The organism is Amycolatopsis sp. NPDC004368 (assembly GCF_053602515.1).
Genome location: NZ_JBSGDT010000001.1, coordinates 478092 through 491802 on the forward strand (window position 1 = coordinate 478092; position 13711 = coordinate 491802).

12 protein-coding genes, 2 tRNA genes and 1 pseudogene are annotated in these 13711 nt (G+C 69.2%); 9 read left to right on the plus strand and 6 right to left on the minus strand.

The genetic code is table 11. From position 1 onward, the window contains the following. Positions 1-90: 90 nt before the first annotated feature. The 8 genes from ACWEOE_RS02145 to ACWEOE_RS02180 all read left to right on the plus strand — a co-directional run bounded on the left by ACWEOE_RS02145 (position 91) and on the right by ACWEOE_RS02180 (position 8101). The gene (locus ACWEOE_RS02145) at positions 91-624 is read left to right on the plus strand and encodes a DciA family protein (protein WP_326567381.1); all 534 of its coding nucleotides are present in this window, start codon (positions 91-93) and stop codon (positions 622-624) included. A gap of 197 nt (positions 625-821) precedes the next feature. Continuing rightward, positions 822-2789: a DNA topoisomerase (ATP-hydrolyzing) subunit B gene (gene gyrB / locus ACWEOE_RS02150; RefSeq protein ID WP_452002651.1), complete on the plus strand. Its 1968-nt coding sequence runs from the start codon at positions 822-824 to the stop codon at positions 2787-2789. Positions 2790-2837: 48 nt separating this feature from the next. Beyond that, complete coding sequence (gene gyrA, locus ACWEOE_RS02155) at positions 2838-5447, plus strand: DNA gyrase subunit A (RefSeq protein WP_452002654.1); 2610 nt, start codon at positions 2838-2840, stop codon at positions 5445-5447. A gap of 35 nt (positions 5448-5482) precedes the next feature. Beyond that, positions 5483-6157: a DUF3566 domain-containing protein gene (locus ACWEOE_RS02160; RefSeq protein WP_452002657.1), complete on the plus strand. Its 675-nt coding sequence runs from the start codon at positions 5483-5485 to the stop codon at positions 6155-6157. Positions 6158-6207: 50 nt separating this feature from the next. Beyond that, positions 6208-6281 (plus strand) — tRNA-Ile (locus ACWEOE_RS02165). A gap of 451 nt (positions 6282-6732) precedes the next feature. Next, entirely contained in the window at positions 6733-7536 is an 804-nt protein-coding gene (locus ACWEOE_RS02170; protein ID WP_452002660.1) for an aminoglycoside phosphotransferase family protein, read from the plus strand. Positions 7537-7818: 282 nt separating this feature from the next. After that, positions 7819-7992 (plus strand): DLW-39 family protein, encoded by a 174-nt coding sequence (locus ACWEOE_RS02175; RefSeq protein ID WP_204092358.1) that lies wholly within the window; start codon positions 7819-7821, stop codon positions 7990-7992. 36 nt (positions 7993-8028) lie between these two features. Further along, a tRNA-Ala gene (locus tag ACWEOE_RS02180) sits at positions 8029-8101 on the plus strand. 224 nt (positions 8102-8325) lie between these two features. Here ACWEOE_RS02180 and ACWEOE_RS02185 read toward each other — a convergent pair. Further along, positions 8326-8559 carry a DUF2180 family protein gene (locus ACWEOE_RS02185; RefSeq protein WP_452002663.1) on the minus strand — a complete coding sequence of 78 codons (234 nt, stop codon included), beginning with the start codon at positions 8557-8559 and terminating at the stop codon, positions 8326-8328. Positions 8560-8791: 232 nt separating this feature from the next. After that, complete coding sequence (locus ACWEOE_RS02190) at positions 8792-9769, minus strand: methyltransferase (RefSeq protein WP_452002666.1); 978 nt, start codon at positions 9767-9769, stop codon at positions 8792-8794. Positions 9770-9815: 46 nt separating this feature from the next. Here ACWEOE_RS02190 and ACWEOE_RS02195 point away from each other — a divergent pair, with 46 nt between their 5' ends. Further along, entirely contained in the window at positions 9816-10478 is a 663-nt protein-coding gene (locus tag ACWEOE_RS02195; RefSeq protein WP_452002669.1) for a RibD family protein, read from the plus strand. Between the two features lie 114 nt (positions 10479-10592). On the opposite strand, the gene ACWEOE_RS02200 is transcribed toward ACWEOE_RS02195, so the two are convergent. The 4 genes and pseudogenes from ACWEOE_RS02200 to ACWEOE_RS02215 all read right to left on the minus strand — a co-directional run bounded on the left by ACWEOE_RS02200 (position 10593) and on the right by ACWEOE_RS02215 (position 13690). Continuing rightward, positions 10593-11426, minus strand: coding sequence for a PHP domain-containing protein (locus tag ACWEOE_RS02200; protein ID WP_452002672.1), 834 nt, complete (start codon positions 11424-11426; stop codon positions 10593-10595). A gap of 10 nt (positions 11427-11436) precedes the next feature. Beyond that, positions 11437-12315 (minus strand): hypothetical protein, encoded by an 879-nt coding sequence (locus tag ACWEOE_RS02205; RefSeq protein ID WP_452002674.1) that lies wholly within the window; start codon positions 12313-12315, stop codon positions 11437-11439. A gap of 50 nt (positions 12316-12365) precedes the next feature. Continuing rightward, positions 12366-13005: pseudogene (locus ACWEOE_RS02210) on the minus strand (pyridoxine/pyridoxamine 5'-phosphate oxidase). Position 13006: 1 nt separating this feature from the next. Next, entirely contained in the window at positions 13007-13690 is a 684-nt protein-coding gene (locus tag ACWEOE_RS02215) for a hypothetical protein (RefSeq protein ID WP_452002676.1), read from the minus strand. Positions 13691-13711: the final 21 nt, after the last annotated feature.

The window sequence follows — 13711 nt, forward strand, 5'->3', positions numbered from 1 at the left end:
CGTGTGACGACACGGCCTGATGAGGGCCTTGACATCCCTCGGACGGGCAATCACCCACGCGAGGCGGCCGATTCCGGCACCGAGCGTGACGTGTCCACTGGGCCGAACGGGAAGCCCTCCGGACGGGACTTGGCGCACGCCGCGCTCGAAGCCGCCAAGGCCAAGGCGAAGGAACGGGGCGCACCCCCGAACCTGCGCCGCGGCCGGATCACAGGTGGCGGGGGCCAGAACCCGCGCCGTCGCCGCTGGTCAGGACCCGGTGCCGACGCGCGTGACCCGCAGCCGCTCGGCCGGCTCGTCTCGCGGCTGGTCTCCGACAGCGGCTGGCAGGACACGATGACCAACGCGCGCGTGTTCGGGCAGTGGGCACGGCTAGTTGGTGAAGACGTGGCCGAACACGCCCAGCCGGTGAGCCTCAAGGACGGCGAACTGACCGTGCGCGCGAGCTCCACCGCGTGGGCCACCCAGCTGCGGCTGCTGCAGAGCAAACTCATCGCGAAGATCGCCGCGGGCGTCGGCAACGGGGTCGTGAAGCGCATGCGGATCCAGGGTCCGACGGCCCCGAGCTGGCGGAAAGGGCCGCGTGTCGTGCCGGGACGCGGCCCGCGTGACACGTACGGCTGACACCGGTTGCGAGTCGGCGGGTGAGTTCCCCGAGAACCGCTTGACAACCCGCTCGCTACGAGATGACTCGCCTTTGAGCGATTTCGCGCGTCTGTGACGCAACGAGGGGTGTCCTTGCCGCATGCCAGCGCGCGCGGGCAAGTACACTGGAGGAGTAGCGAGCGTCCGCTCGGGCGAGACGAGGAGAAGCAACGCCGGTGACCGAGAACAAGAGCGAGTACAACGCGTCGTCCATCACCGTGCTCGAAGGCCTCGAAGCGGTCCGCAAGCGCCCCGGTATGTACATCGGTTCGACCGGTGAGCGCGGTCTCCACCACCTGGTCCAAGAGGTCGTGGACAACTCCGTGGACGAGGCGATGGCCGGCTTCGCGACCAAGGTCGAGGTTACGCTCCTCGCCGACGGCGGGGTACGGGTCGTCGACGACGGACGCGGCATCCCGGTCGACATTCACCCCAAGGAGCAGAAGCCGACCCTCGAGGTCGTGCTCACCATCCTCCACGCGGGTGGCAAGTTCGACAGCGACTCCTACGCGGTGTCCGGCGGTCTCCACGGTGTCGGCGTGTCGGTGGTGAACGCGCTGTCGACGAAGCTGCTGGCGGAGATCAAGGTCGGCGGCCGCAGCTGGCGCCAGGAGTACCTGAACCAGGTCCCCGGCCCGCTCGAGGACCTCGGCCCGGCCGAGGAAACCGGCACCACGATCACCTTCTGGGCGGACCCAGGCATCTTCGAGACCACCACGTACAACTTCGAGACGATCTCCCGCCGGCTGCAGGAGATGGCGTTCCTCAACAAGGGCCTCACCCTGTCGCTGCGCGACGAGCGCGTGGCCGACGAGGAGACCGAGGAAGACGCGGAGGGCAAGCAGGCCCGCGTCAAGGAGAAGGTCTACTGCTACCCCGGTGGGCTCGAGGACTTCGTCAAGCACATCAACGGCAGCAAGGACCCGATCCACGAGAGCGTCATCTCGTTCGACGCGAAGGGCACCGGCCTCGAGGTCGAGGTCGCGATGCAGTGGAACAACGGGTTCACGCCGTCGGTGTACACGTTCGCCAACACGATCAACACCCACGAGGGCGGCACCCACGAAGAGGGCTTCCGCGCGGCGCTCACCCGCGTCGTCAACGCGTACGCGCGCGATAAGAAGCTGCTCAAGGAGAAGGACGCGAACCTCACGGGTGACGACGTGCGCGAGGGTCTCGCCGCGATCGTGTCCATCAAGCTGTCCGAGCCGCAGTTCGAGGGCCAGACGAAGACGAAGCTGGGCAACAGCGAAGCGAAGACGTTCGTGCAGCAGCAGTCCAACGAGTGGCTGGGCGACTGGTTCGAGCGCAACCCCAACGAGGCGAAGACGATCATCAACAAGTCGATCTCCTCGGCGCAGGCGCGCATGGCCGCGCGCAAGGCGCGGGACCTGGTGCGGCGCAAGGGCGCGCTGGAGATCGGCGGCCTGCCGGGCAAGCTCAAGGACTGCCGCTCCAACGACCCGGGCGAGTGCGAGCTCTACATTGTGGAGGGCGACTCGGCCGGCGGTTCGGCCAAGGAAGGCCGCGACTCGATGTACCAGGCGATCCTGCCGATCCGCGGCAAGATCATCAACGTCGAGAAGGCGCGCATCGACCGCGTCCTCAAGAACACCGAGGTCCAGTCGCTGATCACGGCGCTGGGCACCGGAATCCACGACGACTTCGACATCTCAAAGCTGCGCTACCACAAGATCGTGCTGATGGCCGACGCCGACGTCGACGGCCAGCACATCACCACGCTGCTGCTCACGCTGCTGTTCCGCTTCATGAGCCCGCTGATCGAGCACGGCCACGTGTTCCTTTCACGGCCGCCGCTGTACAAGATCAAGTGGCCGCGGTCCGAGCCGGAGTACGCGTACTCCGACAAGGAGCGCGACGCGGTGATCCAAGCGGGTGTCGAGGCCGGCCGCCGGCTGCCGAAGGACGACGCGATCCAGCGCTACAAGGGTCTCGGCGAGATGAACGCCGAGGAGCTGTGGGAGACCACGATGGACCCGGCCAACCGGCTGCTCGGCCAGGTCACCCTCGACGACGCCGCGCAGGCCGACGACCTGTTCTCCGTCCTGATGGGCGAGGACGTGGAGGCCCGGCGCTCGTTCATCACGCGCAACGCCAAGGACGTGCGTTTCCTGGACGTGTAGCCGTCCGCCTTCCCCCGACTGCCCAGACCTTTCCCCGAGAAGGAACCCATGACGGAAACCTTGCCGCCGGAACACGACCGCATCGAGCCGGTCGACATCCAGCAGGAGATGCAGCGTTCCTACATCGACTACGCCATGAGCGTGATCGTGGCACGGGCGCTGCCGGACGTGCGCGACGGTCTCAAGCCGGTGCACCGGCGCGTGCTGTACTCGATGTTCGACTCCGGCTTCCGGCCGGACCGCGGGTACAACAAGTGCTCCCGCGTCGTCGGCGACGTCATGGGCAACTACCACCCGCACGGTGACTCGGCGATCTACGACGCGCTCGTGCGCCTGGCCCAGCCGTGGTCGATGCGCTACCCGCTCATCGACGGGCAGGGCAACTTCGGTTCGCCGGGCAACGACCCCGCCGCGGCCATGCGGTACACGGAGTCGCGCCTCGCGCCGCTGGCGATGCAGATGCTGGCGGACATCGAAGAGGACACCGTCGACTTCCGCGACAACTACGACGGCCGCACGCAAGAGCCCAACGTGCTGCCGTCGCGTTTCCCGAACCTGCTGGTCAACGGCAGTTCCGGCATCGCGGTCGGCATGGCGACCAACATCCCGCCGCACAACCTGCGCGAGGTCGCCGAGGGTGTCGTGTGGGCGCTGGAGAACTACGAAGCGTCCGACGACGAGCTGCTGGCCGCGCTGCTCACGCGCATCAAGGGCCCGGACTTCCCGACGAAGGCGATGATCCTTGGCACCTCGGGCATCGAGGACGCGTACCGCACCGGCCGCGGGTCCGTGCGCATGCGTGCGGTCGTCGAGGTGGAAGAGGATGCGAAGGGCCGCACCACGCTCGTCGTGTCGGAGCTGCCGTACCAGGTGAACCCGGACAACCTCGTCGAGAACATCGCGCACCTCGTGCGCGACGGCAAGCTCACGGGTATCGCCGACATCGCCGACGAGTCCAACAGCCGCTCGGGTATGCGGATCGTCATCACGCTCAAGCGCGACGCCGTGGCGAAGGTGGTGCTGAACAACCTGTTCAAGCACACCCAGCTGCAGCAGAACTTCGGTGTGAACATGCTGGCGATCGTCGACGACGTGCCGCGCACGCTGCGGCTCGACCAGATGATCCGCCACTACGTGAAGCACCAGATCGAGGTCATCGTCCGGCGGACCAAATTCCGCCTGCAGAAGGCCGAAGAGCGCGCGCACATCTTGCGCGGTCTGGTCAAGGCGCTCGACATGCTCGACGAGGTCATCGCCCTCATCCGGCGGTCGCCCTCGGCCGACGAGGCGCGGCCGGGCCTGATGGAGCTCCTCGACATCGACGAGATCCAGGCCACGGCCATCCTCGACATGCAGCTGCGCCGGCTCGCCGCCCTGGAGCGTCAGCGCATCATCGACACCCTGGCCGAGATCGAGCTGGAGATCGCGGACCTCAAGGACATCCTCGAGAAGCCCGAGCGCCAGCGCACGATCATCCGTGAAGAGCTCATGGAGATCGTCGACAAGTACGGCGACGACCGTCGCACGAAGATCATCCCGTTCGACGGCGAGGTGTCGGTCGAGGACCTGATCGCGGTCGAGGACGTCGTGGTCACGATCACGCGCACCGGCTACGCGAAGCGCACGAAGACCGACCTGTACCGCTCGCAGAAGCGCGGCGGCAAGGGCGTGCAGGGCGCCACGCTGAAGCAGGACGACATCGTGCAGCACTTCTTCGTGTGCTCCACGCACGACTGGATCTTGTTCTTCACGAACAAGGGCCGCGTCTACCGCACCAAGGCGTACGACCTGCCCGAGGCCAACCGCAACGCGCGCGGCCAGCACGTGGCCAACCTGATGGCGTTCCAGCCCGACGAGCAGATCGCCCAGGTCATCGAGATCCCGAACTACGAGGTGGCGCCGTACCTGGTGCTGGCCACGCAGAAGGGGCTCGTGAAGAAGACCAAGCTCACCGACTTCGACTCCAACCGCGCGGGTGGCCTCATCGCCATCAACCTGCGCGAAGGCGACGAGCTCGTGGGCGCCGTGCTGGCGGCGGCCGAGGACGACCTGCTGCTCGTGTCGGCCGGCGGCCAGTCGATCCGCTTCCACGCGACCGACGAGGCGCTGCGCCCGATGGGCCGCCCGACGTCCGGCGTGCTCGGCATGCGGTTCAACGACGGCGACGAGCTGCTCGGCATCAGCGTGGTCAAACCCGACAAGTTCCTGCTGGTCGCGACCGACGGCGCGTACGCCAAGCGCACGCCGATCGAGGACTACCCGGTGCAGGGCCGCGGCGGCAAGGGTGTGCTGACCATCCAGCACGACACGAAACGTGGGAGGCTGGTGGGAGCACTCATCGTCGACGAGGACGACGAGCTGTTCGCCATCACCTCGAGCGGTGGAGTCATCCGCACGCCGGCGCGCGACGTGCGCAAGGCCGGTCGCCAGACCAAGGGCGTACGGCTGATGAATCTCGGGGACGGCACAACTCTTCTCGCGGTCGCACGCAACGCGGACGAGGGGTCGGACGTCGCCAATGGTGGCGAGGACTCCGCCACGGACGCTGATGTTTCGGCTTCGGTGGAAGATGCTGTGGAGACCCCCGCCGCCGACGGCGAGGCGACCACCGCGCCGGAAGAGAGCACTGAAGAAGACGGCACGGCGCCGGAGCAGTGAGCGGCGCCCCACGCACGGGTAAGGACTGACTCTTCGTGACACCATCCGAGAAGGCAGACGGCACGGCGTCGAGCCCACCCTGGCAGCGCACCGCCAAGGACGGCGGCGGCGACTCCGAGGCGACGGTCTCGACCGGGATCGCCACCGAGGATGTGGTCTACTCGGATCATGAGCAGCACGGACCGCGCGTGAGCGAGAGCGACTACCCCACCGCGGTGAGCGGCACGGCGGCGCCCCGGCTCTTCGGAGCCGAGGGCGCCCCGCCCCCCGCACCGGCCGACGACGTGCCCCCAGCCGGCCGCACCCGCCCCACCCCGAGCGCCCTGCGCCGCCCCGGCCGCGGCCCGCGCCGCGCGTCGCTGCAGATCAAGCGCTTCGACCCGTGGTCGGTGCTGAAGCTGTCGCTCGTCCTGGGCGTCGCGATGTTCTTCGTGTGGCTGGTCGCCGTCGGCGTGCTCTACACCGTCCTCGACGGCATGGGCGTCTGGGACAAGTTGAACGGCACCTACTCGTCCCTGGTCGGCGGCGAGGGCGCCAACGCGTCCACCGAACCGCTGATCAGCGCCGGCCGCGTGTTCGGCATCGCGGCCATCCTGGGCGCGATCAACATCGTGCTGGTTTCCGCGTTGGCCACGGTTAGCGCGTTCATCTACAACGTGTCGGCGGACCTGGCGGGTGGCCTGGAAGTCACCCTGTCCGAGAGGGAGTAACCCGGTTGCAGGGCCCCTCCGGGGGTCCTGTAAAGTTCCTTCCGTTCGACGGGCCCATAGCTCAGGTGGTTAGAGCGCTTCGCTGATAACGAAGAGGTCCCAGGTTCAAGTCCTGGTGGGCCCACCCGATTGCCCGGTCATACTCGCGGAAAGCGCTCGTATGATCGGGCGTTTGTTGTTTCTGGGGGGCGACCCCCAGACCCCCACGGTGCGGACGGTGAGGGACCCAGCGTGGGTGCGTTTAGGGATCCGTGGTGCGGTGATGGCGGATCCTGCGTTGGATCGTGGGGGAAACTGTGGTGACGTTGGTGAGTCAATCGGCGGGTCACTCGTCCCTGACGTGGTCGTCAAGCGAGCGCCGCTGCGCCGCGGGATAGGGCTGGGCGCCGCCAGGGTAGGCCCGCCGCGTAGAAGGTGCGGTGGCCCAGCGTGGTGACGGCGTAGGGTCCCTCGTCCACGGCGTCGACGACCCAGGTGCCGCGATGGAGGGGCGCGCGAATCCGTGTGCTGCCAGGGCTTTTGCGAGCGCGTCGGCGCGCTCGCACGGCGTTTTTCCGCATCTACAAGGGAAATTGATGGCGTCGAGGATCGGGGCCCACCACGACGGGCGTGTGTGGCTGGGTGAGGGGTGGGACAGCGTCGCGGCGCTCGTGGACGGGCGGTGGGTCGAGCGCAGGCCGCGGCGGGATGAGGTGCGTGAGTTGTTGCGGCGCGAGACGCGGGTGATGCCGTGGCTTGCGCCGCGACTGCCGGTGCGCGTGCCGGTGCCGGTGGTGCGGCGGGAGGAGCCGTTGGTGGTGCGGCATGAGTTCGTGCCCGGCGGGCCAGTGGAAGTGCTGACGGCTGAGCACGGGCGGGTGATCGGGGAGTTCCTGCGGGTGCTGCACGCGGTGGACGTCGGCGAGGCCGCGGCGCGTGGCGTGGTGGCCGGCGATCGGGTGGAGGTGCTGGCGGAGTTCTCCGAGGTCGTCGTGCCGCGGGTCGGGGGTGCGGAGTTGCTCGACGAGGTGCGCGGCTTTCCCGTCGACGCGGTGGTGCACGCGGACCTCGGGCCCGAGCACGTGCTGGTGAACGAAGACCAGATCAGCGGCGTGATCGACTGGTCGGACGTGTGCCTCGACGACCGGGCGCGGGACCTGGCGTGGGCACTGTTCGGGGCGTCGCCGGCGTTCGCGGAGGGGGTGGCCGAGGCGTACGGCATGCCGGAAGAGTTGCACCGGCGGGCGTGGGCGTGGCACCGGCTGGGGCCGTGGTTCGAGGTCACCCACGGCGTTGCCACGGGGCAGCCCGACCTCGTCGAGTCGGGCCTCGCCGGTGTGCGCGAGCGGCTCGCCGCGCACAAATCAGCCCTGCCGGGAAGAGAAGGCCGGCAGGGCTGAACTGTCTGCGGTCGGCACGCGCACGGTCGCCTCTCGGCGAAAGGCACGACGCGGCTCCAGCCGAACGGTATTCCGCGAAGGCAAAGGTGTGAGCCCGGGGGACACGTTGGGCGCACCGACCAGTGAGTTCAACCGAGTGTCCGCCCGAGGTATTCCGTTCGGCCTGTGACGTGGCTCGCCGGTGGTTCCACGTGGAACGAAGGCCGGAACCGCCGGATCCGGCGGTCAGCGCGTGCAGTAGCATCGTGGGGTACGGAAGCAAGCTGGAAAAGGGGGCTTCGGATGAAGAAGCTGTTGGCACTCGCAGTCGTCGCGGGCGGCGTTCTGTTCGTCGTGAAGCGCAACAAGGCTGCCAAGGCCGAAGCTGACCTCTGGCGCCAGGCGACCGCCCCCTCGGGCCCGGTCTCCGCAAACGGCAGCACCCCGGCCAAGGCCGCGGACGCTTCCCGCAACTGACTCAACGCGCGGGCGGCTTCCGGGTCGCCCGCGCTCGGGGCTGTAGCTCAATTGGTAGAGCACCGCCTTTGCAAGGCGGGGGTCAGGGGTTCGATTCCCCTCAGCTCCACATAGGTTGACCAGCGTTTCATCGCTACACCACGATCTCAGTGGATCTCTGCCAGCCATGGTGACCACGAATGCTCTCAAGATCGTCGCTCGGAAGTCTGATCATGAGCCCCGAGAGCGGGGCCAATGGGGCCAGTCAGGTGTTCTCGGGTCATGCCAGAACGGCGGGAGCCGCGGTTGTCCGGTTGGACGGCAGCGGCTCCCGCCGTTCTGGCATGACGAGACTCACCGGTCGATCGCAGTTGCCTTGGGCCGGGTGCGGGTGGGAGTGGCCCGGGGTTCGCCGCAGTGGGCGCAGGTGATCATGCGCCGGGCCTGGCGCGGTGCCACGACGCCCGGCGCCGAGGCCGGAAAGGTTTGGATGGCCACGTGCACAAGGCAGGTGGCGGCGCCGCAGTGCACACAGACCCCGACGGCCGGTTCGCTCATGCCTTGTGTCGCGCAGTCGATGCAGATCATGGTTCTCCTTGAAAAACGGCGGGAGAAGACACGGTAAGCAGATCTCCGTCGGATAACGATGTTCTCGTTCGCGAGTAGTGCGACATCACATCGCAGGTGCCGTCGGCGAGGCCGGGCATGCGAGGTTCGCGATGCGGTCGAGCTCCCGGAAAGCGCCGACTGGCTCGCTCTGTTGTGTCCTCTGGGCGTGCACCTCTCGACCCTCGGTCGTGGTCGCCCGCTGCGGTGAGCGTTAGGCGTCGGGGCGGAGTTCGAGCAGGCAACGCTGCGAAGTCAGGTCCGTGACGGAGTCCACCACCAGGCCGTGGGGCGCGGCGAGGGCACGGAACTCGTCGAGGCGACGTTCGCGGCCGCCGAAGATCGTCAGCATGGCGAGGGCGCTTTCGGTGTTCTCGTGGTGGCCGGTGACGGGTTCGACGACGAGGACGCGGCCGGCGGGCGCGGCGGCTTCGGCGCAGCGGGCGAGGATTTGGTGGGCGTGCGCGTCGTCCCAGTCGTGGAGGATGTCGACGAGGAGGTAAGCGTCGGCGCCGGGCGGGAGGGGGTCGAAGAAGCTGCCGGCGGTGACCTCGACGCGCTCGTCGAGCCCGTGGGTGCAGAAGGTGCGCCGGGCCTCGGCGGCGGTCGGGGGCAGGTCGAGCAGGTGGCCGTGCAGCGTGGGGTGCGCGGTGAGGATCGCGGCGAGCACGTCACCGCGCCCGCCGCCGACGTCGACGATCGTCGGGAAGCGCGACCAGCCGAAACCGGTCACGAGCTGGGGGATCTGTTCGTGGAGGCGCAGCGTCATCTGGCGGTCGAAGGACTCGCGCAGCGCCGCGTCGGAGGCCAGGTCGGTCCAGAAGCCCTGGCCGTAGCGGCACGGGTAGGCCGCCTCGCCGGTGGTGATGCTGTGCGCGAGCTCGACGAACGCCAGCTCGGCGCGGCCGCCGGCGGTGTTGAGGTCGAGGAGCGTCGCGGTGAACTCGTCGCGGAGGTGTTCGCCGTACTCGGTGGTGCGGTAGCCGGCCGGGGTTCGGTCGACGACACGCAGCGTCGTGAGGTGGTCGAGCAGGAGGCCGAGCGCGACGGGGTTCACGTGGAGCTCGGCCGCGAGCACGTCGGCGGTCGCGGGCGAGCCGAGCCGCGCCGGCAGGTCCAGGGTCACGGCGACCCGCAGCGCCATCGGCGTCGCCAGGCCGGCCAGGCGGCGCAGGGAGTTCGTAGGGGTCACGAAGATCTACTCTGCCGGGCGGGTCAACCGAAAAAGAGGAGAGCCGATGCGTCCCCACGTGCTGCTGAGCGTCGCGACGAGTGTCGATGGCGCGATCGACGACACGACCCCCGAGCGGCTGCTCCTGTCGAACGCCGAGGACTTCGACCGCGTCGACCAGGTGCGCGCGGAGTCCGACGCGATCCTCGTCGGCGCGGGCACGATCCGCGCCGACAACCCGCGCCTGCTGGTCAACAGCGAGCAGCGCCGCGCCGAACGCGTGCGGGCGGGCAAGCCGGCGTATCCGCTGAAGGTGACCGTGACGGCATCGGGCGAGGTGGATCCGGAGTGGAAGTTCTGGCACCACGGCGGGGAAAAGCTCGTCTACACCACCGAAACGGGCGCGCCGACCGTCCGCGAGCGGCTCGGCGGGCTGGCCGAAGTCGTCGCCCTCGGCTCCCACGTCGACTTCGGCACGCTGCTCGACGACCTCGGCGCCCGCGGCGTCCGGCGCCTCATGGTCGAGGGCGGCGGTCAGATCCACACGGCCCTGCTTTCCCAAGGCCTCGCCGACGAACTCCACCTCGCCATCGCGCCGCTCGTGGTCGGGGACGCCGCCGCGCCGCGGTTCCTGCTGCCCGCGCGCTACCCGGGTGGACGGATGCGGCTGGTGGACGCGCGGGCGATCGGCGACGTCGTGTTGATCCGCTACGCGCCCAAGGACCGGTGAAAGGTCGCGCGCAGCGACGCAGATCGTGGCCGTGAAGTGGCGGCTGTACCCCAGCGCGGTCGAGGCCGCCGAACTGGCCTTCGACCTGCTGACGAGCGGGCTGGGGTCGCTCGATCAGCGGTGAATCCACAGGTCGTGGGGTGTGCGCCCCGGCTGGAAACCGCAGGACGTGGCGAGCGCGGCGGCGTCGGCGAAGCCGTGGCCCACCAGCTCGGGCGCGTGTGCGTCGCTTCCGAAGGAGAGGGTGCGGCCGCCTTCGGTGGTCCACCAGAGCAGGATTTCGCGCGGCAAGGGGACTTTCGTGTTGAGTTCGAGCGCGCGGCCGCTGCCCGCCAGGGTGCGCAGGACCGTGCGGAACTCGTCCTCGAAGTCCGTGGCGACAAAAGGTTTTGACGAGGGCCAGGTGCGCAGGGCGTAGTCGATGTGGGCCAGGATCTCGAAATCGGCCGTCGACTCGACCAGGCCCAGGACTTCGCCCAGGTACGAGCGCAGCAGGCCATCCGCCGGGCGGTCCGCGATCACGCTGAGCTCGTAGTGAGCAGTTCCCTCGGGGAGCGAGTGGACCGATCCCAGCACCCGTTCGAAGTGGTGCGCGGTCAACAGCGCGTCGGCCTGTGGGCGGTGCCAGTGCGGCTCACTCAGCTCCACGCCGGAGAGGATGCGCAGGTCGGGGAACCGTTCCCGGCACTCCCGCACGCACGCCAGGTAACCCTCGACGTCGAGCGCCGGTGGTTCCAGCACGCCGTCCGCACGCAGCCGCACGCGGAAGTGGTCGGGGAGGTGCGGGCGGATCGGCGGGGGGATGAGCCACGGTGTGAGGTCGGCGTGCTCGGTGAACGCCAGCGAAGGCAGGCCGAGGTCGGTCGCGCGTTGGCACGAGCGGATCATCGAGCCCGTCACCGTGTCCCACGACCACTCGGTGTGGACGTGGCTGTCCTGTGGCAGCACGCCCCCCAGGCTACGAGTTGGCGCGCAGCACCGAAATCGCGCGAACGGTGGCGTAGCCGCGCCATTCGAGCGACGCCGTCGGCGAGAAGCTGGCGAAGTCGACGGTCCAGCCTCCGTCGTCGAGCTGCTGCGATTCGAGCCGTTCGAGCTCCGCGGCGATCACGGCGGCGTCGAGGATCCTCCGCGACGGTCCCGGGAGCGGCGAGAAGTCCAGCGGCCGCAGCACCTCGTCCGCGCCACCGCCGGCGACGGACAGGATCCCGTCGGCGGGCAGGAACTTGCCGAGATGGTCGAGTAGCTCGTCGGCCTCCGGGTGCGTTGCGTGTGCGGCGTCGAGGAAGCGGATGGCGAACGACAGCTCGATGGCGTGTGGCTGCGTCGTCACCCGGGCGATGGCGTCGAGGCAGGTCGCGACCGCCGCTGTGAGCCACGGGTGTTCGGCCACCGCCGGGTCGTGGGCTGCCACGCGCATCGCCGTCGATGCGACGAAAGCCGTGCTCTGCGGGGAGAACCTCGTCGGATCCGCGTCCGTCCAAAATGGAGCACTGCCGGTCCGGTCCGCGACGGGGAACGCGAACGGCAACCCGCCGCCAGGCAGCGCCACGGACTCCAGCCAGTCGCACAGCTCCAGCGCGAGCGGCGTGGTGGTGGGTGCGACGTCCTCGAACACCTCGAACGCGTGCAGCGCCCCACCCGGCTGGCTCTCCGGCGCGCGCAGGTCGGGCTCGAGGCCCCAACCGTAGCCGCCGTCGGGGTTCCGGTAGGCGGAAACGGCCGAAAGCACGGCGTCGGCGTCCCCCTCCCCGAACAGCAGCTCGAAACGGCGGCGGTCGAGCACCCGCCCGTGCGTGCCCATAAACGACGCGGCAGCGCCTAGGTTCACAGTCATGCGAGCACCGTCGCACGCGGTGGGTTCGCGTGTCTTGAACAGATCGGACATCAGGGCCAGAGGCGTTCGCGGGTCCACGTGGTGGTGTCGCGGGAGTAGCGCAGGCGCACGTGGCGGCGGTCGTGGGAGGCCTGCCAGAACTCGACCGTGGTGGGGGTGAGGAGGTAACGCGTCCAGGTTTCCGGGGCGGTGGTCGGGTTTGCGGCGACCCAGGTGGCGGCCGCTTCGGCGGCTTCGGTGAGATTGGCCGGGTCCGGGAGGGGCTCGGATTGGTGGCCGATGAAGGCTTCGACGCGAGAAGCCGGGGGGGCGGTCGAGGAAGTCGGCCCTGGAAACCTCGGGTGGGGCGGGGGCGAAGGTGCCGCGGGCGCGGACCTGGCGGCCGCGGCCGGGCCAGAAGAAGGTGAGGGCCGCGTGGGGATTGCGGGCGAGTTGGTGGCCCTTGGGGCTTTCCGAGCTGGTGGCGATGGCCCAGCCGGTGGGGCCGACGTCCTTGAGGATCACGACGCGGGCGTCCGGGAATCCGGACTCGTCCACTGTGGACAGGGTGACGGCGTGGGGTGCGAGGACGTGTTCGCCGGCCTCGGTGAGCCAGCCGAGGAAGAGCTCTTCGGGGGTTTCCGGGGCGGAGTCCGGGTCGAAGATCGGGAGCTGCTCGGGGAAGGACGGCCAGCCGCGGAGGGAAACCATGTCAGTGACCGTACGGGGGAAGGCCCGGTGGTGGGTAGTGCGGTGGCTGCGGGCCGGGTGGGCCGGCAGCTGGTGGTGGGGGTGTGTGCGGGCGGCGGTCGGGTGGGATTTGCCGGCCGGGGAAGCCGCCGGAGCCGGAGGTGCTTGTTGGTGAACCGCTGTCGGTGGCGGCGGTGCGCTGAAACGCCTGCCACTCCTCAAGAGCCTCCGCCGGTGGCGGGAAGCAGAACCGCAGCCGGGCGTTCACCGATCGCTGCAGGAGGGCGCCCCAGAACTTGCCGCCCGGCCAGGTGTGGAGGGCGGCACTATGGGGGTCGACGGCGACCAGACGGGTTTCGACGCCGAACTTGACGGGGGTTTTCGCGGAGGCGGCTGTGGCGGCGTCGGGGTGGACGTGGCCGATCAGTCCGGCGAAGACGATCGAGGCGGCGGTCCAGCCGAGGGCGCCCTGGGCGTTGGCGCGGCCGTGCTGGGTGGCGAGGGTGGCGAACTGCGTCAACGTCTGCGCAGAAACCTCCGGACACGCAGCCACGGCGACGCAGTAGTTCATGGTGGACACCGCGGGCGACTCGGTGAAGAGACCGACGGTGGCGGACACCGGGCCCAGTTGGACGGTCGACAGGCGGCCGCCGCTGCGGTGGATGCGGTTGGTGACGACCTGGAGGTACTGATCCGGCGTGAGCACCACGAAACCCCCGACTTCGAA

Coding starts and splice junctions, on each gene's coding strand:
- ACWEOE_RS02205 (WP_452002674.1), bottom strand. CDS start 12,315: ATGACTGTGAACCTAGGCGCTGCCGCGTCGTTTATGGGCACGCACGGG.
- ACWEOE_RS02195 (WP_452002669.1), top strand. CDS start 9,816: ATGCGTCCCCACGTGCTGCTGAGCGTCGCGACGAGTGTCGATGGCGCG.
- ACWEOE_RS02170 (WP_452002660.1), top strand. CDS start 6,733: ATGGCGTCGAGGATCGGGGCCCACCACGACGGGCGTGTGTGGCTGGGT.
- gyrA (WP_452002654.1), top strand. CDS start 2,838: ATGACGGAAACCTTGCCGCCGGAACACGACCGCATCGAGCCGGTCGAC.
- ACWEOE_RS02175 (WP_204092358.1), top strand. CDS start 7,819: ATGAAGAAGCTGTTGGCACTCGCAGTCGTCGCGGGCGGCGTTCTGTTC.
- ACWEOE_RS02185 (WP_452002663.1), bottom strand. CDS start 8,559: ATGATCTGCATCGACTGCGCGACACAAGGCATGAGCGAACCGGCCGTC.